This window comes from Aeromonas sp. SrichE-2G (genome assembly GCF_017939565.1).
Lineage (GTDB): Bacteria > Pseudomonadota > Gammaproteobacteria > Enterobacterales > Aeromonadaceae > Aeromonas > Aeromonas taiwanensis.
Genome location: NZ_JAGKRG010000004.1, coordinates 1,448,254 through 1,469,289, shown reverse-complemented (window position 1 = coordinate 1,469,289; position 21,036 = coordinate 1,448,254). Strand labels below are relative to the sequence as shown.

18 protein-coding genes are annotated in these 21,036 nt (G+C 60.8%); 10 read left to right on the top strand and 8 right to left on the bottom strand.

The annotated features are described in order from the left end of the window. Positions 1–91 precede the first annotated feature (91 nt). Complete coding sequence (mltA, locus tag J9885_RS08590) at positions 92–1,243, top strand: murein transglycosylase A (RefSeq protein WP_043760318.1); 1,152 nt, start codon at positions 92–94, stop codon at positions 1,241–1,243. A 119-nt stretch (positions 1,244–1,362) separates the two neighbouring features. Here mltA and yfaE read toward each other — a convergent pair whose 3' ends face one another. From yfaE to ubiG, 5 genes are all read right to left on the bottom strand, one after another. Next, a complete protein-coding gene (gene yfaE / locus J9885_RS08585) occupies positions 1,363–1,662 on the bottom strand; it encodes a class I ribonucleotide reductase maintenance protein YfaE (protein ID WP_269429547.1) in 300 nt (99 codons plus the stop codon). 77 nt (positions 1,663–1,739) lie between these two features. Next, the gene (gene nrdB / locus J9885_RS08580) at positions 1,740–2,873 is read right to left on the bottom strand and encodes a class Ia ribonucleoside-diphosphate reductase subunit beta (RefSeq protein ID WP_010674816.1); all 1,134 of its coding nucleotides are present in this window, start codon (positions 2,871–2,873) and stop codon (positions 1,740–1,742) included. Positions 2,874–2,952: 79 nt separating this feature from the next. Beyond that, positions 2,953–5,220 carry a class 1a ribonucleoside-diphosphate reductase subunit alpha gene (gene nrdA, locus J9885_RS08575; protein WP_210548824.1) on the bottom strand — a complete coding sequence of 756 codons (2,268 nt, stop codon included), beginning with the start codon at positions 5,218–5,220 and terminating at the stop codon, positions 2,953–2,955. Positions 5,221–5,802: 582 nt separating this feature from the next. Further along, positions 5,803–6,489 (bottom strand): HAD-IA family hydrolase, encoded by a 687-nt coding sequence (locus J9885_RS08570; RefSeq protein WP_210548822.1) that lies wholly within the window; start codon positions 6,487–6,489, stop codon positions 5,803–5,805. After that, positions 6,489–7,205 carry a bifunctional 2-polyprenyl-6-hydroxyphenol methylase/3-demethylubiquinol 3-O-methyltransferase UbiG gene (gene ubiG, locus J9885_RS08565; RefSeq protein ID WP_210548820.1) on the bottom strand — a complete coding sequence of 239 codons (717 nt, stop codon included), beginning with the start codon at positions 7,203–7,205 and terminating at the stop codon, positions 6,489–6,491. The genes J9885_RS08570 and ubiG overlap by 1 nt, the downstream gene beginning before the upstream one ends. A gap of 199 nt (positions 7,206–7,404) precedes the next feature. Here ubiG and gyrA point away from each other — a divergent pair, with 199 nt between their 5' ends. After that, positions 7,405–10,152, top strand: a complete 2,748-nt coding sequence (gyrA, locus tag J9885_RS08560) for a DNA topoisomerase (ATP-hydrolyzing) subunit A (protein ID WP_210548818.1) — start codon at positions 7,405–7,407, stop codon at positions 10,150–10,152. A gap of 381 nt (positions 10,153–10,533) precedes the next feature. On the opposite strand, the gene J9885_RS08555 is transcribed toward gyrA, so the two are convergent. Then, positions 10,534–11,589 (bottom strand): PA0069 family radical SAM protein, encoded by a 1,056-nt coding sequence (locus J9885_RS08555; protein WP_210548816.1) that lies wholly within the window; start codon positions 11,587–11,589, stop codon positions 10,534–10,536. A 169-nt stretch (positions 11,590–11,758) separates the two neighbouring features. On the opposite strand from J9885_RS08555, the gene J9885_RS08550 reads away from it, so the two are divergent. Next, the gene (locus J9885_RS08550; protein ID WP_210548814.1) at positions 11,759–12,349 is read left to right on the top strand and encodes a tetratricopeptide repeat protein; all 591 of its coding nucleotides are present in this window, start codon (positions 11,759–11,761) and stop codon (positions 12,347–12,349) included. A 4-nt stretch (positions 12,350–12,353) separates the two neighbouring features. Here the strand turns inward: J9885_RS08550 and J9885_RS08545 are convergent, their stop codons facing one another. Next, on the bottom strand, positions 12,354–12,566 hold the full coding sequence (locus tag J9885_RS08545) for a hypothetical protein (RefSeq protein WP_210548812.1): 213 nt from the start codon (positions 12,564–12,566) through the stop codon (positions 12,354–12,356). Between the two features lie 342 nt (positions 12,567–12,908). Here J9885_RS08545 and thrS point away from each other — a divergent pair, with 342 nt between their 5' ends. The 4 genes from thrS (at position 12,909) to rplT (ending at position 16,045) form a co-directional block, all read left to right on the top strand. After that, a complete protein-coding gene (gene thrS / locus J9885_RS08540) occupies positions 12,909–14,837 on the top strand; it encodes a threonine--tRNA ligase (RefSeq protein WP_210548810.1) in 1,929 nt (642 codons plus the stop codon). Positions 14,838–14,858: 21 nt separating this feature from the next. After that, positions 14,859–15,389, top strand: a complete 531-nt coding sequence (gene infC / locus J9885_RS08535) for a translation initiation factor IF-3 (protein ID WP_185219337.1) — start codon at positions 14,859–14,861, stop codon at positions 15,387–15,389. Positions 15,390–15,475: 86 nt separating this feature from the next. After that, complete coding sequence (gene rpmI, locus J9885_RS08530) at positions 15,476–15,673, top strand: 50S ribosomal protein L35 (protein WP_005300673.1); 198 nt, start codon at positions 15,476–15,478, stop codon at positions 15,671–15,673. Between the two features lie 15 nt (positions 15,674–15,688). Continuing rightward, on the top strand, positions 15,689–16,045 hold the full coding sequence (rplT, locus tag J9885_RS08525) for a 50S ribosomal protein L20 (protein ID WP_010674800.1): 357 nt from the start codon (positions 15,689–15,691) through the stop codon (positions 16,043–16,045). Positions 16,046–16,180: 135 nt separating this feature from the next. On the opposite strand, the gene J9885_RS08520 is transcribed toward rplT, so the two are convergent. Continuing rightward, positions 16,181–16,666, bottom strand: coding sequence for a hypothetical protein (locus J9885_RS08520; RefSeq protein ID WP_210548807.1), 486 nt, complete (start codon positions 16,664–16,666; stop codon positions 16,181–16,183). 641 nt (positions 16,667–17,307) lie between these two features. Here J9885_RS08520 and pheS point away from each other — a divergent pair. Genes pheS through ihfA form a run of 3 tightly spaced genes read left to right on the top strand, consistent with a single transcriptional unit; the run spans position 17,308 to position 21,003 of the window. After that, the gene (gene pheS, locus J9885_RS08515) at positions 17,308–18,291 is read left to right on the top strand and encodes a phenylalanine--tRNA ligase subunit alpha (RefSeq protein WP_134694432.1); all 984 of its coding nucleotides are present in this window, start codon (positions 17,308–17,310) and stop codon (positions 18,289–18,291) included. 12 nt (positions 18,292–18,303) lie between these two features. Then, on the top strand, positions 18,304–20,703 hold the full coding sequence (gene pheT / locus J9885_RS08510; protein ID WP_210548805.1) for a phenylalanine--tRNA ligase subunit beta: 2,400 nt from the start codon (positions 18,304–18,306) through the stop codon (positions 20,701–20,703). 3 nt (positions 20,704–20,706) lie between these two features. Further along, the gene (ihfA, locus tag J9885_RS08505; RefSeq protein WP_005300715.1) at positions 20,707–21,003 is read left to right on the top strand and encodes an integration host factor subunit alpha; all 297 of its coding nucleotides are present in this window, start codon (positions 20,707–20,709) and stop codon (positions 21,001–21,003) included. The last annotated feature ends 33 nt before the right edge of the window (positions 21,004–21,036 follow it).

Below are 21,036 nucleotides of genomic sequence, written 5' to 3'. Positions count from 1 at the left end.
CCGTCGTGTGAGGGTGGAAGGCGTTTGCTTTCCCATGGCAATTTTGGCATCTTCCCCGCCGTGCAAGACACAAGGTGTTATATGAGGACATATGAATAGACATGCGTACTGGTTGGCCGCCGCCGTGGTGGGGTTGGCCGGTTGTGCGGGCAGCCCTGAACCGGTCAAGGCGCCCCAGAAAAAGGCGGATTCCAGATGCTTTCTGAACTGTGAGGTCCCGGAAAACCTGGGCAAGCAGTATCTGGATGGTGCCCTGCCAGGGGATCTGGTGCGGGTGGAGCGGGTCAACAGCCGCGCGCGCGCAGATTACAGCAAGTTCGGCCCCCAGAGCCGGCTGGTGCTGGAGCGATCCGGCCGCATGGCGAGCCGCTATGGGGAGCTCTATCGTCAGCTCTCCCGCTGGGTGGCCAATGGCGGCGATCCCGCCCAGATCACCCGCTACGGCGTCAGCCTGGCCCAGCTCGGCGGCGCCGATCGCATGGGCAACGTGCTCTTCACCGGCTACTACTCGCCGGTGCTGGAGGTGCGTCACCGCCCGGATGCCGAGTACAAGTACCCCATCTACGCCATGCCCAACTGTGGCGGGCGCTGCCCGAGCCGGGCCCAGATCCACAGAGGTGCGCTGGCCAACCGCGGGCTGGAGCTGGGCTACAGCCGCTCCCTCATCGATAACTTCCTGATGGACGTGCAGGGCTCGGGCTTCGTCCACTACGGCGATGACGACCGGCTGCAATACCTCGGCTACAGCGGCAAGAACGGTCACGGCTACGTGAGCATCGGCCGGGTGCTCATCGACCGCGGCGAGGTACCCAAGGAGCAGATGTCCATGAAGGCCATCAAGGAGTGGGCGAGCCGCCAGCCGGAGGAGAGCGTGAAGGAGCTGGTGGAGCAGAACCCCTCCTATGTCTTCTTCGAACGCCGTCCCACCAACGACGTGGTCGGGGCCGCCGGCATTCCGCTGCTGCCCATGGCGGCGGTGGCGGCCGACAAGACCCTGCTGCCCATGGGCACCCCCATCCTCGCGGAAGTGCCTCTGCTCGACAAGGCCGGCAACTGGACCGGCAGGCACCAGCTGCGCCTGCTGATCGCGCTCGATGTGGGCGGCGCGGTGAAGAAGGGACACCTGGACCTCTACCACGGCATGGGGGAGAGGGCCGGTGTGGAAGCGGGGCACTACAAGCACTTCGGCCGTGTCTGGAAGCTGGGCCTGCACCACGGGCCGACAGCCGCTCCCTGGTTGTAATCCGCTGAGGGTGAGGGCGTCTGCAAGAGGGCGCCCTCAACGAAGAGATAGAGACAAAAAGCCGCCGGATTGCTCCGGCGGCTTTTTGTTTGCTGTGCAGAACCCGGGGGCCGGGGCTGTCAGCCCTTCCGGATATCCAGCTTGATGGCGCCTACCGGCTGGCAGCAGCAGGGCAGGCACTCCCCCTGGGAGACAAAGGCGAGCGGGACGGCGGCATAGTGCACCTTGCCTGCCAGCAGCGGCGTGCGGCAGGCGCCGCAGTAGCCGCTGCGGCACTGGAACTCGACCCTGTGGCCGTGGCGCTCCAGGGTTTCCAGCACGCTCTCGCCGGGATGGGCGTGCAGCACCCCGTCCCGGGTATGGACCCGTGGCGTTGCGGCCTCGTGCTCGGCGTCTCTCAGAGACGGGGCGGGGGGCAGGGTGCCGATGGCCTCACTCACGGCAAGACCTCACCAAGAAACGGCATGAAGGTTGCCGTCAGTCCGGGCGCGTGCAATCACAGCTCGAAGTCACCGAGATCGTCGGCGTGCACTTCACTGTCGATCTGACCGACCAGGTAGGAACTCACTTCCACTTCCTGAGGCGCTACCTGCACGTTGTCGGAGGAGAGCCAGGTGTTGATCCAGGGGATGGGGTTCTGCTTGGTGCCGGCAAAGGCCGGCTGCAGGCCCACCGCCGCCATGCGCAGGTTGGTGATGTACTCCACGTACTGGCAGAGGATGTCCTTGTTCAGGCCGATCATGGAGCCGTCCTGGAACAGGTACTCGGCCCACTCCTTCTCCTGCAGGGCCGCTTCCTTGAACAGCTCGAAGCAGGCCTGCTCGCACTCGACGGCGATCTCCGCCATGTCGGGATCGTCGTTGCCGCTGCGCATCAGGTTCAGCATATGCTGCGTCCCAGTGAGATGAAGGGCTTCGTCGCGGGCGATCATCTTGATGATCTTGGCATTGCCCTCCATCAGCTCGCGCTCGGCGAAGGCGAAGGAGCAGGCGAAGCTGACGTAGAAGCGGATCGCCTCCAGGGCGTTGACGCTCATCAGGCAGAGATAAAGCTTCTTCTTGAGCTCGCGCAGGCTGATGGTCACCTCGCGATCCCCGATCCGGTGGGTCCCCTCACCGTGCAGGTGATAGACGGAGGTGGCCTCGATCAGATCGTCATAGAAGTGGCTGATGGAGCCGGCGCGCTTCAGGATCTGCTCGTTGGTCACGATATCGTCGAACACCTGGCCCGGGTTGTTGACGATGTTGCGGATGATGTGGGTGTAGGAGCGAGAGTGGATGGTCTCGGAGAAGGCCCAGGTCTCGATCCAGGTCTCCAGCTCAGGGATGGAGACCAGGGGCAGCAGCGCCACGTTCGGGCTGCGTCCCTGGATGGAGTCCAGCAGGGTCTGGTACTTCAGGTTGGAGATGAAGATGTGCTGCTCGTGGGGGGGCAGGGCCTGGAAATCGATGCGGTCGTGGGAGACGTCCACCTCTTCCGGGCGCCAGAAGAAGGAGAGCTGTTTCTCGATCAGCCGCTCGAAGATGTCGTGCTTTTGCTGATCATAACGGGCCACGTTGACCGATTGGCCGAAGAACATCGGCTCCTTGAGCTGATCGTTTTGGGTCTGGCAGAAAGTTGAATAGGCCATGGTTCGACTGTCGTGAAATGGGGGAAACAGGAAGGCGGGAGCTTCATGCTCCCGCCCGGTTCATCAGATGGCTCGGCGGTTAGATCTTGCAAGCCCCGCCGGCACACCCGTCATCCTGCAGATCGGTCTGGGTGTCGTCTGCACCGTCACGGGTGTTGTGGTAGTAGAGGGTCTTGAGGCCGTACTTGTAGGCGGTCAGCAAGTCCTTGAGCAGCTGCTTCATCGGTACCTTGTTGCCTTCGAAGCGGGCCGGATCGTAGTTGGTGTTGGCGGAGATCGCCTGATCCACGAACTTCTGCATGATGCCGACCAGCTGCAGGTAACCGTCGACGCTCGGCTGTTTCCACAGCAGCTCGTACTGATCCTTCAGGCGATGGTACTCGGGCACCACCTGCTTGAGGATGCCGTCCTTGGACGCCTTGACGGAGACCAGGCCGCGGGGCGGCTCGATGCCGTTGGTGGCGTTGGAGATCTGGCTGGAGGTCTCGCTCGGCATCAGGGCGGTCAGGGTGGAGTTGCGCAGACCCACGGTGCGGATCTCCTCGCGCAGGCTTTCCCAGTCCAGGTGCAGCGGCTCGTTGCACAGGCCGTCCAGATCCTTCTTATAGGTATCGATGGGCAGGATACCCTGGGCGTAGGTGGTCTCGTTGAACGCCGGGCAGGGGCCGAATTCGCGGGCCAGCTGCACGGAGGCCTTCAGCAGATAGTACTGGATCGCCTCGAAGGTGCGGTGGGTCAGCGCCAGACCAGAACCGTCGGAGTAGCGGGCACCGTTTTTGGCCAGGTAGTAGGCGTAGTTGATGACGCCGATCCCCAGGGTGCGGCGGTTCATGCTGCCCTTCATGGCGGCCTTGAGCGGGTAGTCCTGATAGTCGAGCAGGGCGTCCAGGGCGCGTACCGCCAGATCAGCCATCTCTTCCAGGTCTTCCAGCTTCTCGATGGCGCCCAGGTTGAAGGCAGAAAGCGTACAGAGCGCGATCTCGCCCTCTTCGTCGTCCACGTTGTTCAGCGGCTTGGTGGGCAGCGCGATCTCGAGGCAGAGGTTGGACTGGCGTACCGGCGCCACGCTCGGATCGAACGGGCTGTGGGTGTTGCAGTGGTCCACGTTCTGGATGTAGATGCGACCGGTACCGGCACGCTCCTGCATCATCAGGGAGAAGAGATCCACCGCCTTCAGGGTCTTCTTGCGGATGGCCGGATCCTGCTCGTACTTGACGTAGAGCGCTTCGAACTTGTCCTGATCCGCGAAGAAGGCGTCATAGAGGCCAGGTGCGTCGGACGGGGAGAACAGGGTGATGTCGCCGCCCTTGATGAGGCGCTGGTACATCAGCTTGTTGATCTGCACGCCGTAGTCCATGTGACGGACCCGGTTCTCTTCCACGCCGCGGTTGTTCTTCAGCACCAGCAGGCTTTCCACTTCGGTGTGCCACAGGGGGTAGAAGAGGGTGGCCGCACCGCCGCGCACGCCGCCCTGGGAGCAGCACTTCACGGCAGTCTGGAAGTACTTGTAGAAGGGGATGCAGCCGGTGTGGAAGGCTTCGCCGCCACGGATGGGGCTGCCCAGGCCACGGATGCGACCGGCGTTGATGCCGATGCCGGCGCGCTGGGAGACGTAACGTACGATGGCGCTGGCGGTCGCGTTGATGGAGTCCAGGCTGTCGTCGCACTCGATCAGCACGCAGGAGCTGAACTGGCGGGTCGGGGTGCGCACGCCGCTCATGATGGGGGTCGGCAGGGAGATCTTGAAGGTCGAGACCGCATCATAGAAGCGCTTGATGTAGTCCAGACGGGTATCTTTCGGATACTTGGAGAAGAGGCAGGCCGCTACCAGGATGTAGAGGAACTGCGGGCTCTCGTAAATTTCGCCAGTGACGCGGTTCTGGACCAGGTACTTGCCTTCCAGCTGCTTGACGGCGGCGTAGGAGAAGTCCATGTCGCGCCAGTGATCGAGGTAACCGTTCAGCTCCTCGAACTCGGCCTGGGTGTAGTCTTCCAGCAGGTGCTTGTCGTATTTGCCCATGTCCACCAGTTTGGCTACGTGCTGGTACAGGTGAGGCGGCTCGAACTGGCCGTAGGCCTTCTTGCGCAGGTGGAAGATGGCCAGACGGGCGGCCATGTACTGGTAGTCCGGGCTCTGTTCGGAGATGAGGTCAGCAGCAGCCTTGATGATGGTCTCGTGGATGTCGGCGGTACGGATGCCGTCATAGAACTGGATGTGGGACTTGAGCTCCACCTGGGAGACCGACACGTTGTCGAGCTTCTCGGCGGCCCAGTCGAGCACGCGGTGGATCTTGTCCAGATCGATGGGTTCTTTGTGTCCGTTACGCTTCGTCACAAACAAGTTCATTGGCTGATGACCCCTTTCATTGATACCTGGCGGTATCGGTGGATTCCCGAAAAACCATCGCGCGACGCTCCCGACGGGCCAATCCAGGCGACGGGGTGGGGGCGTATAGCGCGATGAATCACAAGATATAGTGTTATTTTGAATGCGAACTACAAGATAGTGAGGTCGTCACGGCATTGCAATCTGTGGATAACGCATTAGCTGTGGATAAATTGTGGGTGTCGGGAGCCGAGTTAGTGGACGCTCACAGCGAACGGGTTTTCATGCGTCCGATCCGGTAAATGCAAGTCCGGCGATCGAAGATGGAAAATTAAAATAACTTTTTTTGCTTGCGAAAGCAGGGTGTTTTTACTAGCAAATCCGGCCTGCTCATCCCTTGTGCAGACAGGGTCAAAAGGTGTCCTGTTATGCCGTTCGGGGGGTTGCCAAGCCCGCAAAAAGAGGGGACGTCCGACATCCCTCTGGCGCGCTGCGGGGCGACTCCCGCGCCATGGCGGATGCGCATCCAGCCATGGGCGGACTGTCAAAGTTGCCCCGCAGATCCATCTCTACTATTGAGGCCTTGTGGACCGGACAATGGGCTCAGGTCAGCTCGTAGCGCAGCCAGTGGTGCAGGGCCTGCACGGTATCGAACTGCAGATCCGCACCCCAGTCGGCGGGATCCTCATTGTCATTCAGATAACCCCAGCCTGCGACGGCGGTGCGCATCCCCGCATTGCGACCCGCCTCGATGTCGCGTACGTGATCCCCCACATAGAGGCAGTGCGCCGCGTCCACTCCGAGCCGCTCGCAGGCAAAGTACATGGGGGCGGGGTCGGGCTTGCGCACCGGCAGGGTGTCGGCGCTGACCGCCACGCCGCAGCTGGCGAGCTCGGGCAGGGCGGCCAGGAGCGGCTCGGTGAGAAAGCCCGGCTTGTTGGTGACGATGCCCCAGGGCAGTTGCCGCTCGTCGAGCCACTCGATGAGATCCACCATGCCCTCATAGGGGCGGGTGCCGACGCAGAGGTTGGCCGCATAGTAGTCCAGCAGGGCGGTGCGAAGGCGTGTGGCCCCCAGCTCCTCGAGCAGCTCCTCCCCAAGGCCGGCCCTGAGCAGCCCGAGGGCTCCGTGGGAGGTGGTCTGGCGGATGATGTCGTCGGGCAGCGGGGCAAAGCCTTCGCTTACCAGCACGTGGTTGACGGCGGCGCCGAGATCCGGCGCGGTGTCGAGCAGAGTACCGTCGAGATCAAACAGGACGCAGCGAAGGGGCATAGGGTGGGGGACGCTCATCAGCCTTGCTCCGGGCGCTCGAAGGCGACCATGTAGTTGACGTCGACATTGCGACCGAGTTTGAAGCTGTTGGAGAGCGGCGCATAGTGCACGCCACTCATGTCCCGCACCAGCAGGCCCGCCGCCTCGCCCATGCGACAGAGTTCGGCCGGGGTGATGAACTTCTTGTGGTCGTGGGTGCCCTTGGGGACCATCTTCATCAGGTACTCGGCCCCGAGGATCATCATCAGATAGGCTTTGGGGTTGCGGTTGATGGTGGAGACGAACACCTTGCCCCCCGGGCGCACCAGGGTGGAAATGGCGCGCAGCACCGAGGCCGGGTCCGGCACGTGCTCCAGCATCTCCATGCAGGTGACCACGTCATACTGGCCGGGCGCTTCATCTGCGTGGGCTTCGGCGGTGATCTGGCGGTACTCGAGCTCCACACCTTGTTCCAGCGCGTGGAGGCGGGCGACGCCGAGGGGCTCCTTGCCCATGTCGATGCCGGTGACCCGGGCCCCCCGGCGGGCCATGCTCTCGGAGAGGATGCCGCCACCGCAGCCGATGTCGAGCACGCGCTTGCCAAACAGGCCGCCGCTCTTGTCGGTGATCCAGTCAAGGCGCACCGGGTTGATTTGATGCAGCGGCTTGAATTCGCCCTCCATGTCCCACCAGCGGGAGGCGATGGCTTCAAATTTGGCGATTTCTGTCAGATCGACATTGGCATCACTATTCATGTTTTGATGATCCTGTGGCAAGGCGCGCAGCGGGCTGGGCGCGCGCAATCTATTGTCCTGGCGCGCATTATAACGGACCGACCTCGTCGCACCAGCCCGATGTGCTCATCGGATTTGTGGCTTAATGTATTTGGCTCAGTGTGTTACCATGTCGCGCTGTTTAAGCCAAAGAACAACTAATTAGGGATTAAGGCTTTCTATGAGCGATCTGGCCAGAGAGATCACGCCGGTCAACATCGAAGAAGAGCTCAAGAGTTCCTATCTGGATTACGCCATGAGCGTGATCGTAGGACGAGCTCTGCCGGATGTGCGTGATGGCTTGAAACCGGTTCACCGCCGCGTTCTGTATGCAATGAACGAGCTGGGGAACGACTGGAACAAGCCCTATAAAAAATCGGCCCGTGTGGTCGGTGACGTAATCGGTAAATATCACCCGCATGGCGACAGCGCCGTGTATGACACCATCGTCCGTATGGCGCAGGATTTCTCCATGCGCTACATGCTGGTCGACGGTCAGGGCAACTTCGGTTCTGTGGACGGCGACAACGCCGCGGCCATGCGTTACACCGAAGTGCGGATGGCGCGCATCTCCCACGAGCTGCTGGCCGATCTGGACAAAGAGACCGTGGACTGGGTGCCGAACTACGACGGCACCGAGATGATCCCGGCTGTCATGCCCACCAAGGTCCCCACCCTGCTGGTCAACGGCTCCTCCGGTATCGCGGTGGGCATGGCGACCAACATCCCGCCTCATAATCTCACCGAGATTGTCAACGGCTGTCTGGCGCTGATCGAAAACGGCGACCTCACCATTGACGAGCTGATGACCCATGTCACCGGCCCGGATTTCCCCACCGGTGGCATCATCAACGGCCGTTCCGGCATCGTGCAGGCGTACCGTACTGGTCGTGGCTCCATCTATGTGCGCGCCAAGGCCGAGGTGGAAGTGGACGAGAAGAGCGGTCGCGAGACCATCATCGTCCACGAGATCCCCTATCAGGTGAACAAGGCTCGCCTGATCGAGAAGATCGCCGAGCTGGTCAAAGAGAAGAAGATCGAGGGCATCAGCGCCCTGCGCGATGAGTCCGACAAGGACGGCATGCGCATCGTCATCGAGATCAAGCGCGGCGAGTCCGGCGAGATTGTGCTGAACAATCTCTACAAGCACACCCAGATGCAGACCACCTTCGGCATCAACATGGTTGCGCTGGACAACAACCAGCCCAAGGTGATGAACCTTAAAGAGATCCTGGATGCCTTCCTGCTGCACCGCCGTGAGGTGGTGACCCGCCGGACCGTGTTCGAGCTGCGCAAGGCGCGGGATCGGGCGCACATCCTGGAAGGGTTGGCGGTGGCATTGGCCAACATCGACCCCATCATCGAGCTCATTCGCCACAGCGCGACCCCGGCGGATGCGAAAGCCGCCCTGGTGGCCAAGGGCTGGGAACTCGGCAACGTGGCCGCCATGCTGGAGAAAGCCGGCGACGACGCGGCTCGCCCCGAGTGGCTGGAGCCGGAGTTCGGCATTCGCGACGGCCAGTACTTCCTGACCGAGATCCAGGCCCAGGCCATCCTCGACCTGCGTCTGCACAAGCTGACCGGCCTCGAGCACGAGAAGATCCTGGAAGAGTATCAATCTCTGCTGGATCTCATCACCGAGCTGCTGCACATCCTGGCAAGCCCGGAACGCCTGATGGAAGTGATCCGCGATGAACTGCTGGCCGTGCGCGAGCAGTACGGCGACGAGCGTCGCACCGAGATCAGCATGTCCAGTGCCGAGATCAACATCGAAGATCTGATCACCCCGGAAGACGTGGTCGTGACCCTGTCTCACCAGGGCTATGTGAAGTATCAGCCGCTCTCAGACTACGAGGCCCAGCGCCGCGGTGGTCGTGGCAAGTCGGCCACCCGGATCAAGGAAGAGGACTTTGTGGAGCGTCTGCTGGTGGCCAACACCCACGACACCATTCTGTGCTTCTCCACCCGTGGCAAGGTCTACTGGCTCAAGGTGTATCAGCTGCCGGAGGCGTCCCGTGGCGCCCGCGGTCGTCCGATCATCAACCTGTTGCCGCTGGAAGAGGGTGAACGCATCACCGCCATCCTGCCGGTGAAAGAGTATGACGCCGACAAGTACGTCTTCTTCGCCACCGCCAACGGCACTGTGAAGAAGACCAGCCTGTCCGACTTCAGCCGTCCGCTCTCCTCCGGTATTCGCGCCATCAACCTCAAAGAGGGTGATGAGCTGATCGGGGTGGACATCACCGATGGCAGCAACGAGATCATGCTCTTCTCCGACGCGGGCAAGGTTGTTCGCTTCGCGGAAGGCAGCGGTCGCGCTGATGCCGATGCCACTGACGAGGTCGAAACCGACGACGACGCCGGCAACGACGATGATGGCAGCGACAACGGCGAAGGCAGCGAGAGCAAGGGCACCTTCAAGGGCGTGCGACCCATGGGCCGTACCGCTGCCGGTGTGCGCGGCATCAAGCTGGGCGCCGGTGACAAGGTAGTCTCCCTTATCGTGCCGCGCGGCGAAGGGGCTATCCTCACCGCCACCGAGAACGGCTACGGCAAGCGCACTGCGCTGGACGAATACCCGACCAAGAGCCGTGGTACCCAGGGCGTTATCTCCATCAAGGTGGATGAACGCAACGGCAAGGTGATCGATGCGATCCAGGTCGAGGATACCGACCAGATCATGCTGATCACCAATGGCGGTACCCTGGTGCGTACCCGTGTTGCCGAGGTGAGCGTCATCGGTCGTAACACCGGCGGTGTACGTCTGATCCGTACCGGTGAAGACGAAACCGTGGTCGGCTTGCAGCGCGTTGCCGAGAGCGACGAAGAGGAGACCGAGGCCCTGGCCGTCGAGGGGGAGGTGTCTGAAGGCACCGACACCGCCGCAGACACCGGTGCCGTCGATGAAGGGGAGGCGGGCGACGAGTAATCGTTCCCCCTTTAACCGATAAAAAGAGCGACCTTCAGGTCGCTCTTTTTTTATGTCCGCCGTTCGGTCATTCCCGCCCAGTAGCCACCATAGTAGCAACCGAGATGCCATCGGGGCGTCATGCCCTTGTCATGGGGGCAGGGCATCTTGCCTGTGTCGGCGATCACAACGGCGGCCTCCGCCGCGAAGGAGCATCTTATGACGAGCTGGGTAATGTGGGAAATCTGGTGGAGCCGGATGTGGGGACAGGAGACTGGGAAGAATGTACCCGCCGGGGAAGAGGAGGTTGCGTATGAACCTTCACGCCTGCCGGCGGAGCTGATCGTGCAGGGCAAACCGGTGCGTTCTTATCCATCGAGAGCGCGAGGTTGAGGGCAAGGCTCAAAACAGCCGCAGTTGCTCGCCCGGGCGGATGAAACGATCCAGGTTCAGCTGGATGTGGCGCTTGCCCAGTTGCAGCCGCCTGCTGATGAGGCGAAAGCGCTGGGCCAGCAGGTCGGCAAACTGCCCTTCTCCTCGCATGCGGGTGCCGAAGGCGGGACTGTTGAGGAGACCGCCCCGGCTTGCCCGCAGCTGGTTCAATATGGCCTCCTTCTGGCCCGGATAGTACTCATCCAGCCAGTCGCTGAAGAGGGTGGTCAGCTCGTGGGGCAGACGCAGCAGGATGTAATCTGCGCAACCTGCCCCGGCGGCCACGGCGGCCTTGATGATCTGCTCGAGCTCGGGTTCGTTGAGCCGCGGGATCATGGGGGCGGCCAGCACCCCCACCGGCACGCCCGCCAGCGCCAGCTTCTCGATCACCTTGAGCCGGCCCGCCCCTGTGCTGGCCCTGGGCTCCAGCTGCCGCCTCAGCGTTTCGTTGAGGGTGGTGACCGACACCATCACCTGGCAGAGCCCCTCTTGGGCCAGCTCCGTCAGCAGATCGAGGTCGCGCAGGATCATGGCGCTCTTGGTGATGATCCCCACCGGGTGGCGATGGGCCAGCATCACCTCCAGTAGCTGGCGGGTGAGGCGATAGTGGTGTTCGATGGGCTGATAGGGGTCGGTATTGGCCCCGAGGAATATGATCTGGGGTTGGTAGCTCGGCTTGGCAAACTCCCGGCGCAGCAGCTCGGCGGCGTTGAGCTTGGCAAACAGCCGGGTCTCGAAGTCGAGACCCGGAGATAGCTCGAGGTAGGCGTGGCTGGGTCTGGCATAGCAGTAAATGCAGCCGTGTTCGCACCCTTGATAGGGATTGATGGAGTGGCCGAAAGGGACGTCCGGCGAGCTGTTGTAGCTGATGATGCTGCGGGCGGTGATTTCTTTCACCTCGGTGCGGGGAACACCCGCTTCAAACGCTGCCTCCCACTCGGTAGATGACCAGCCATCATCGACGGCGTCGATCTGCGGGCCGCTGAAGCGGTGCTCGATATTGTGGCTGCTGCCTCGTCCTGCCATCTCATTCCCCAGGTTGCTGTATATTCATACAGTTATTTTGCAGAGAGGAAAGTCAAACTGCAAGTCCGCCAGGCCAGGGCAAAGAAGTAACGCCAGGACATCTCCTGCTTGATCTGTTGCTACATTTCGTTTACATAGACGAAATGCGAACTGGATCACGGAAATCCCTATGAAACCCACTACCTCCCGCTGGCTCTTCATCGCCATCCTCGCCCTGGTCATCTGGCGTCTGATCCCGCTCTCCACCGAACAGGAGATGGCGGCGGCCAACCGTGCCTGGCGGACAGGGCACTTTGATGAAGCGACCCGGATTTGGTCGCCCCTGGCGGATGAGGGCCAGCCAAGGGCCCAGGCGTTGATGGGCTGGAGCCATGAAGTGGGGCAGGGGAGCGAGCAGGACATGGGCCGCGCCATCGCGCTCTATCGCCAGTCCGCCGAGGCGGGGGATGCCTTCGGTCAATATCGGCTGGCGGAGGTCTATCTGCGGGGCGTCGGGGTGACGCGGGATCTGCGCGAGGCCTTTCGCTGGATGGAGCTGGCTGCCAGGAACGGCGATGTGCCCGCCATGCTGAAGGTAGGGGTGCTGCACCTGATGGGGGTCAATGGCCGTGTCGACATGGCCGAGGCGAAACAGTGGCTCTATCAGGCCTCGCAAAAGGGCAACAAGATGGCACTGCAGGTGTTGCAGGAGCTGGCGCTGGCCGAGGAGGGGCGCAGCGCCTTCGATTTCAACGGCAGCTCTCTGTTGAGCACCGGCTAGCGAATCAGCGGCTGGCGGTGACCTTGCCCGGGCTCACGTCGGTGACATAGAGGGTACTGCGTTCGGCGCTGTGCACTATGCTGCATACCTCGCGCTTGCTGCCATCGCTCAGGATCACCAGCTCTCCGATATGCACGGGACAGTGTGTCGTCAGCAGGTGGTCCGGGTGGATGATCTTCTCCGCATGCTCCGGAAACGAAATGTCATAGGTGTACATCATGCTCTCCTTGCTTGGGCTGTCGCCTCACTGGAAACCTAGCACAGCGGGCTGCATCGCGGGTCGGCGTGCCAGCCCCGGCGCCTTCCGGTGATTCGGTCCGGCCTGTTTCCATGGTATGCAAAATCGCCAAGACAACTTGTCTGAGTTGTCGCGTCTGATACAATCCTTCGCTGTACCTGTCAATTGCAAGCCATGCACAGCCATCAGAGTGTGTACCACGGTGTGTAGCAACCGCATTGTGAGCGGTGAAACATTCACGTGAACAGCTTGAGATTCAAGGACATTTTTCATTCACATGTGCCCTTTGGTAGGGGGCACCACTGTCTAAGGAAACACCGAATGCCAATCATTACTCTGCCAGACGGCAGCCAACGTCAATTCCCCCACGCCGTTTCCGTCATGGACGTCGCCGCAGACATCGGTCCCGGCCTCGCCAAGGCGTGCATTGCCGGCCGGGTGAACGGTGAACTGGTAGATGCTTGCGAGCTGATCGAAGCAGATGCCTCCCTGGCCATCATCACCGCCAAAGACGAAGACGGTCTGGACATCCTGCGCCACTCCTGTGCCCACCTGTTGGGTCATGCCATCAAGCAGCTCTGGCCCCAGACCAAGATGGCCATCGGTCCCGTCATCGACAACGGTTTCTATTACGACGTCGATCTCGACCGCACCCTGACCGAGGACGATCTGGCCGCCCTGGAAGAGCGCATGCTGGCGCTGGCCGCCAAGGATTACGACGTCGTCAAGAAGAAGGTCTCCTGGCAGGAAGCACGCGACGTGTTCGAAGCCCGTGGCGAGACCTACAAGGTCGAGATCCTGGATCAGAACATCGCCCGTGATGATCAGCCCGGTCTCTATCATCACGAAGAGTACATCGACATGTGCCGCGGGCCGCACGTGCCCAACATGCGTCACTGTCACCACTTCAAGCTGCAGAAGATGTCCGGCGCCTACTGGCGCGGCGACTCCAACAACAAGATGCTGCAGCGCATCTACGGCACCGCCTGGGCCGACAAGAAGCAGCTCAAGGCCTATCTGCAGCGTCTGGAAGAGGCCGCCAAGCGCGACCACCGCAAGATCGGCAAGCAGCTCGACCTGTACCACATGCAGGAAGAAGCGCCGGGCATGGTGTTCTGGCACAACGATGGCTGGACCATCTTCCGTGAGCTGGAAACCTTCATCCGCGGCAAGCTCAAAGAGTACGACTATCAGGAAGTGAAGGGTCCCTTCATGATGGACCGCGTGCTGTGGGAGCGTTCAGGTCACTGGGAGAAATACGCCCAGGCCATGTTCACCACCCAGTCCGAGAACCGCGAGTACGCCATCAAGCCGATGAACTGCCCGGGCCACGTGCAGATCTTCAACCAGGGCCTGAAATCCTACCGCGATCTGCCGCTGCGCATGGCCGAGTTCGGCTCCTGCCACCGCAACGAGCCGTCCGGTTCCCTGCACGGCCTGATGCGGGTACGGGGCTTCACCCAGGATGATGCCCACATCTTCTGTACCGAAGAGCAGATCATGGAAGAGGTGTCTGCGTGCATCCGCATGGTCTACGACGTCTACGGCACCTTCGGCTTCGAGAACATCGTGGTCAAGCTCTCCACCCGTCCGGAGCAGCGTATCGGCTCCGACGAGGCATGGGATCGTGCCGAGGCCGCACTGGCCGAGGCGCTGGAGCTGAACGGTCTGAAGTTCGACCTGCAGCCGGGCGAGGGGGCCTTCTACGGTCCGAAGATCGAGTTCACCCTGCACGATTGCCTTGATCGTGCCTGGCAGTGTGGTACCGTGCAGCTCGACTTTGCCCTGCCGGGCCGCCTTGGCGCCACTTACGTGGGCGAAGACAACGAGCGCCACGTGCCCGTGATGATCCACCGCGCCATTCTGGGCTCGCTGGAGCGCTTCATCGGGATCCTGACTGAAGAGTACGCCGGTTTCTTCCCGACCTGGCTGGCTCCGACCCAGGCCGTGGTGATGAATATCACGGATAACCAGGCCGATTATGCGGTGAAAGTTGCCAAAGCATTGAATGATGCGGGCCTTCGCGCAAAAGCGGACTTGAGAAATGAGAAGATTGGCTTTAAAATCCGCGAGCATACTTTGAAGCGGGTACCCTTCATGCTGGTCTGCGGCGATAAAGAAGTAGAAGCCGGCAAGATTGCAGTGCGTACTCGTAAAGGGGCTGACCTGGGCTCTTATCCTGTTGAAGAGCTGATTGCTCTGTTGACCCAGGAAGTTCAGACCCGCGGACAAAAGAAAGTGGAGGAATAAGCTATAAAAGGCGGAAAAAAACTGGGCAAGCAACCGCAAGCCCGCGCTCACCGGATCAATGAAGAGATCCGTCTGAAAGAAGTTCGTCTGACTGGCCTGGATGGTGAAGCCATTGGCATCACCTCCATCCAGGATGCTCTGAACTTGGCCCTTGAGGCCGGAGTGGATCTGGTCGAGATCAGTCCGAACGCTGAGCCGCCCGTTTGCCGGATCATGGATTACGGCAAATTCCTCTACGAAAAGAGCAAGACCACCAAAGAACAGAAGAAGAAGCAGAAAGTCGTCCAGGTCAAGGAAATCAAATTCCGTCCTGGCACCGACGAAGGCGACTATCAGGTAAAACTACGCAACCTGGTTCGCTTTCTGGAAGACGGGGACAAGGCGAAGGTCACCCTGCGCTTCCGTGGTCGTGAAATGGCCCACCAGGATCTTGGTATCAAGGTTCTCGAGCGCGTCAAGAACGATCTGGAAGAGCTGGCCGTAGTCGAATCGTTCCCGAAAGTCGAAGGCCGTCAAGCTGTGATGGTCCTCGCACCCAAGAAGAAATCTTAAGGCCCACAAGAAATTGACTCATGGGGCTTGCTCCATGAGTCGGTTCGCCTTGCGATTTTGTTGTCACTCACAATGCGGAGTATGAAATGCCGAAGATGAAAACCAACCGGGGCGCCGCAAAGCGCTTCAAGAAGACTGGCTCAGGTCGCTTCAAGTGCAAGCACAACCACCTGCGTCACATCCTGACCAAGAAGAGCAGTAAGCGTAAGCGTCAGCTGGGACCGAAGTTCTTTGTTTCCGCTGCCGACCACAAACGTGTTGTCGCTTGTCTGCCGTACGCATAAGGGGGGATGTGAAAAATGCCAAGAGTTAAACGTGGTGTGACCGCTCGCGCTCGTCACAAGAAAGTAATGAAAGCCGCCAAGGGTTACTACGGCGCCCGTTCCCGTGTCTACCGCGTAGCGGTACAAGCGGTAACCAAAGCTGGTCAGTATGCCTACCGTGACCGTCGCCAGAAGAAGCGTCAGTTCCGTCAACTGTGGATTGCGCGTATCAACGCTGCAGCCCGTCAGAACGGTCTGTCCTACAGCCGTCTGATCGACGGTCTGAAGAAGGCTTCCATCGAGATCGATCGCAAGATCCTGTCCGATATCGCCGTTCACGACAAGCTGGCTTTCACCGCCCTGGTTGAAAAGGCCAAAGCAGCTCTGGTTTAATCCGGTTCTGTTTTATAGATGATAAAAGGAGGCCATCGGCCTCCTTTTTTGTATCTGTAATTTACGGCTTGAACTCGCTTTCTCTTTTTCGTGTCCGTGTTTTTATGGCCATGCTCATTGCATGTTAAGCGGTGCTCAGGGTGTGGGCGGGGCAGGGAATTGCACGAAGGGCCCCTCTGGCATTTGCTCCGGCGTCAGGTAGGCGGGGGCCGGAGCGCCTGCAGCCCCCAGATGCTTGGTGAAGCGGTAGATGGCGCGAAGGTCGTCCTCCGCCATATCCCTGAGCGCGAACCACGGCATGGGCGGCCGGTATTGCCGGGTCTTTGCCTGGGCCAGCCATTGCTCTTCGCTGATCGCCTGCATGTAGCGGCGCAGATTGCTCGGGTAGGTGGTGCCCCAGGGGCCTCGCCAGCCAAGGCTGTCGCCTGTCAGCCACTCCTTCTCGGGCACGGCCCCTCCGCTCTGTGCATAGCCGGGGGTATGGCAATCGTTGCATCCCGATATCTTGAGCAGATAACGGCCGCGATCATGCATGGGGTCTTCGCTGTTGGCACTCAGTGGGCCGGTGAACAATGCGGTGATCAGGGTGATCCCGATCATTCCTGTGGTGGCATTTTTCATACTGATCCCTGTCGATGGCTGCGCGGCATCATGCCGCTCCAGACCTTAAAGTAAGGGGGATGCCGCCTATTCCCGCAAGGCAGGGGGAGTGGGGGGATTGTCAGGCGACTAACCGGCTGCTCTCTTGGACCATCGAACTCTGGTGGCGCCGCCATGGCCAGCTCTTGAAAGCAGGGGGACTAAGCACAAGAACCGCCTCAACGATGAGATTTGCCCGGGTTCATAGGCATATTCGTCGCCTGCTGCATGAGAGAAAGTGCCCGATAATTGCTCCCCAAGCATCGTCGCTAGCCCCGGCTCGCTCTCGATTGGCTCATCACTCGTTGATATGCATCTTGTTGATTTGATGGATATATGAGGTCGAATACATCCTCCTTTTTGTTGCCCGTAGTGGATGGTGTGGCGGGGGAGCAGGCTTCACAGGTCCCGCTATCAGCTCCATATGCCAACAAACTAGATTAAATCTCCATTATTTCAGACGAGTGGGGAAGCACTTGGGGCTCGCTTGATATAACAAAATGATTTGCAGGGAGAAAAGGGCACCTTAACTATGGTCAGTGAAGGGGCTTTTTTTGTATTATTCCCCTCTTGACCTTATTTAGCCTAAAGGCTCCTGTACCGGGAGTGGTGACGAGGAAGACATGCAACAGCTTGAAGAAGTAGTCGGCCAGGCCAAGGCCGAGATTGAGGGCGTAAGCGACATCGCCGCCCTCGACGAGATCCGGGTCAAATATCTGGGTAAAAAGGGCTTTTTTACCGAGCAGATGAAGGGCCTGGGCGCCCTGTCCGCTGAAGAACGTCCGGCCGCCGGCGCCGTGATCAACCAGGCCAAACAGCAGGTTCAGGATGCCCTGAACGATCGTCGTGAGGCCCTCGAAGTCGCCGTGCTGAATCAGAAGCTGGCCGCCGAGACCATCGACGTCAGCCTGCCGGGCCGCCGTATCGAGAATGGCGGTCTGCACCCGGTGACCCGCACCATCGAGCGCATCGAGCGCCTGTTTGGCGAGATGGGCTTCAAGGTTGCCCGTGGTCCCGAGATTGAAGACGGCTTCCACAACTTCGATGCGCTGAACATCCCGGCTCACCACCCGGCGCGTACCGATCACGATACCTTCTACTTCAATCCCGATCTGATGCTGCGCACCCACACCTCGGGCGTGCAGATCCGCACCATGGAACATCAGCAGCCGCCGATCCGCATCATCGCGCCGGGCCGTGTCTATCGTAACGACTACGACATGACCCACACCCCGATGTTCCACCAGGTCGAAGGCCTGCTGGTCGATGAGCATGCCAGCTTCACCGAGCTGAAAGGGATCCTGCACGACTTCCTGCGCAACTACTTCGAGGAAGACTTGACCATTCGCTTCCGTCCTTCCTACTTCCCGTTCACCGAGCCGAGCGCCGAAGTGGACGTGATGGGCAAGAACGGCAAGTGGCTGGAAGTGCTGGGTTGCGGCATGGTGCACCCGAACGTGCTGCGTTCGGTCGGCATCGATCCGGAAAAATACTCCGGCTTTGCCTTCGGCATGGGCGTTGAGCGCCTGACCATGCTGCGCTACGGGGTCAACGACCTGCGTGCCTTCTTCGAAAACGACCTGCGCTTCCTCAAGCAGTTCAAGTAAGGGCGAGAGAACATGAAATTCAGTAAATCCTGGGTGATGGAATGGGTCCGCACCGAGTTGAGTGACAACGCACTGGCCGAGCAGATCACCATGGCCGGCCTGGAAGTGGACGCCGTGGAAGCGGTGGCCGGCCAGTTCAACAATGTGGTGGTGGGTGAAGTGGTCGAGTGCGCCCAGCATCCGGACGCCGACAAGCTGCGGGTGACCAAGGTCAACGTGGGCGAGGCCGAGCTGCTTGACATCGTCTGCGGCGCGCCGAACTGCCGCCAGGGCCTCAAAGTCTGCGTGGCCAAGGTCGGGGCGACCCTGCCGGGTGATTTCACCATCAAGAAAGCCAAGCTGCGCGGCCAGCCGTCCCACGGCATGCTCTGCTCCTTCAGCGAGCTGGGTATCGACGTCGAGGCCGATGGCATCATCGAGCTGCCGAGCGATGCCCCCATTGGCACCGATATCCGCGACTACCTCGCGCTCAACGACGTCAGCATCGACGTGGATCTGACCCCGAACCGTGCCGACTGCCTCGGCATCGCGGGTCTGGCCCGTGAAATCGGCGTGCTCAACAGCGTGGACGTGGTCGAGCCGACCTGGACCCCTGCTGCTGCCACCATCGACGCTACCTTCCCGATCCGGGTCGAAGCGCCGGCAGACTGCCCCCGTTATCTGGGGCGCGTCATCAAGGGGCTGAACCTCAAGGCCCAGAGCCCGCTCTGGATGCAGGAGAAACTGCGCCGCGGCGGCATCCGCTCCATCGACGCCATTGTCGACATCACTAACTATCTGCTGCTGGAATACGGTCAGCCGATGCACGCCTTCGACTTGGCCAAGCTGGAAGGGGAACTGGTGGTGCGTCGCGCCAAGGCCGACGAGCCCATGACCCTGCTCGATGGCAACGAAGTGAAGCTCAAAGAGACCACCCTGGTGATTGCCGATGCCAAAGGCCCTGCCTGCATGGCCGGTATCTTCGGCGGCGATCGCACCGGTGTGTCCGAGACCACCACCGACATCCTGCTGGAGTGCGCCTTCTTCGCGCCGCTCTCCATCACCGGCCGTGCCCGTGCCTACGGTCTGCACACCGACGCCTCCCACCGCTTCGAACGCGGGGTGGATCCCGAGCTGCAAGCCAAGGTGATGGATCGTGCCACCCGTCTGCTGCTGGACATTTGTGGCGGAGAGTGCGGCGGTGAAGCGGGTCCGGTCATCGAGGTCAAATCCGATGCCCATCTGCCCAAGGCTGCCCCCATCAAGCTGCGTCGCGCCAAGCTCGACAAGGTGATCGGCATCAGCGTGGCGGACGCTCAGGTGGTCGAGATCCTGACTCGCCTCGGCATGCAGGTGACCGTGGACGCCGACGGCTGGACCGCGCTGGCCCCCTCCTGGCGTTTCGACATCGCCATCGAGGAAGATCTCATCGAGGAAGTGGCCCGCATCTACGGCTACAACAACATCCCGAACCTCAAACCTGCCGCATCGCTCGCGATGGTGGAGCAGGCTGAAGGGCAGGTGACCCTGAAGCGGGTGCGTGACCTGCTGGTCGACAGAGGCTTCCAGGAAGCGATCACCTACAGCTTCGTCGATCCCAAGGTCCAGCAGACCCTGTTCCCGCAGAGCGATGCCATCGTGCTGCCGAACCCGATCTCGGTCGAGATGTCTGCCATGCGTGTCTCCTTGTTCCCGGGTCTGGTGCAGGCCGTGGTCTACAACCAGAACCGCCAGCAGCCGCGTGTGCGCCTGTTCGAGCAGGGACTGCGTTTCATCAAGGACGCGAGCGCCGAGAACGGCATCCGTCAGGAGCCCATGCTGGCCGGCATCATCACCGGCAACCAGGGTGACGAGCACTGGGACGTCAAGAGCCGCGCCGTCGACTTCTTCGATCTGAAAGGCGATCTGGAAGCCGTGCTGGACCTGACCGCCGAAGGGGCGACCTTCACCTTCGAGCGTACCGAGCACAGCGCCCTGCACCCGGGCCAGAGCGCGGCCATTCTGCGTAACGGCGTGGTCATCGGCCACATCGGCGTGATCCACCCGAGCCTCGAGAAGAAGCTGGGACTCAAGACTCGCGCCGTCATGTTCGAGCTGGAGCTGGACAAGCTGACGCCGGCCAAGGTGCCGCTTGCGGCCGAAGTCTCCCGCTTCCCGGCCAACCGTCGCGATATCGCCGTGGTGGTTGACAGACAGATCCTGGCTGGCGACGTTCTGGCAGTAATTAAAAAAGTTGGCGGAAATCAGTTAGTTGGAATAAACTTGTTCGACGTATACCAGGGTGCTGGTATGGCAGAGGACAAGAAGAGTCTGGCCATCAGCCTGGTGTTGCAAGACACCCAGCGCACCCTGGAGGAGAAAGAGATCGCCGAGACCGTGGACAATGTCGTGCGGGCCCTTGGTGAAGAGTTGAATGCATCCTTGAGGGATTGATCTATGGCGCTTACCAAAGCCGACATTGCAGAGCACCTGTTCACCCAGCTCGGGATGAGCAAGCGTGAAGCCAAAGATATGGTGGAAGCCTTCTTTGAGGAAATCCGACAAGCGCTCGAACGTGGCGAACAGGTCAAGATTTCAGGCTTCGGTAACTTCGATCTTCGCGAGAAGAACCAGCGCCCCGGACGCAACCCCAAGACGGGCGAGGATATTCCCATCAGCGCCCGCCGTGTGGTGACCTTCCGGCCCGGCCAGAAGCTCAAGGCCAGGGTAGAAAATGTTGAACCCAACGAGTGATAAAAAGCCAGGCAATCGCCTGGCTTTTCCGTT

Coding starts and splice junctions, on each gene's coding strand:
- mltA (WP_043760318.1), top strand. CDS start 92: ATGAATAGACATGCGTACTGGTTGGCCGCCGCCGTGGTGGGGTTGGCC.
- nrdB (WP_010674816.1), bottom strand. CDS start 2,873: ATGGCCTATTCAACTTTCTGCCAGACCCAAAACGATCAGCTCAAGGAG.
- nrdA (WP_210548824.1), bottom strand. CDS start 5,220: ATGAACTTGTTTGTGACGAAGCGTAACGGACACAAAGAACCCATCGAT.
- J9885_RS08570 (WP_210548822.1), bottom strand. CDS start 6,489: ATGAGCGTCCCCCACCCTATGCCCCTTCGCTGCGTCCTGTTTGATCTC.
- ubiG (WP_210548820.1), bottom strand. CDS start 7,205: ATGAATAGTGATGCCAATGTCGATCTGACAGAAATCGCCAAATTTGAA.
- gyrA (WP_210548818.1), top strand. CDS start 7,405: ATGAGCGATCTGGCCAGAGAGATCACGCCGGTCAACATCGAAGAAGAG.
- J9885_RS08555 (WP_210548816.1), bottom strand. CDS start 11,589: ATGGCAGGACGAGGCAGCAGCCACAATATCGAGCACCGCTTCAGCGGC.
- J9885_RS08550 (WP_210548814.1), top strand. CDS start 11,759: ATGAAACCCACTACCTCCCGCTGGCTCTTCATCGCCATCCTCGCCCTG.
- J9885_RS08545 (WP_210548812.1), bottom strand. CDS start 12,566: ATGTACACCTATGACATTTCGTTTCCGGAGCATGCGGAGAAGATCATC.
- thrS (WP_210548810.1), top strand. CDS start 12,909: ATGCCAATCATTACTCTGCCAGACGGCAGCCAACGTCAATTCCCCCAC.
- rpmI (WP_005300673.1), top strand. CDS start 15,476: ATGCCGAAGATGAAAACCAACCGGGGCGCCGCAAAGCGCTTCAAGAAG.
- rplT (WP_010674800.1), top strand. CDS start 15,689: ATGCCAAGAGTTAAACGTGGTGTGACCGCTCGCGCTCGTCACAAGAAA.
- J9885_RS08520 (WP_210548807.1), bottom strand. CDS start 16,666: ATGAAAAATGCCACCACAGGAATGATCGGGATCACCCTGATCACCGCA.
- pheS (WP_134694432.1), top strand. CDS start 17,308: ATGCAACAGCTTGAAGAAGTAGTCGGCCAGGCCAAGGCCGAGATTGAG.
- pheT (WP_210548805.1), top strand. CDS start 18,304: ATGAAATTCAGTAAATCCTGGGTGATGGAATGGGTCCGCACCGAGTTG.
- ihfA (WP_005300715.1), top strand. CDS start 20,707: ATGGCGCTTACCAAAGCCGACATTGCAGAGCACCTGTTCACCCAGCTC.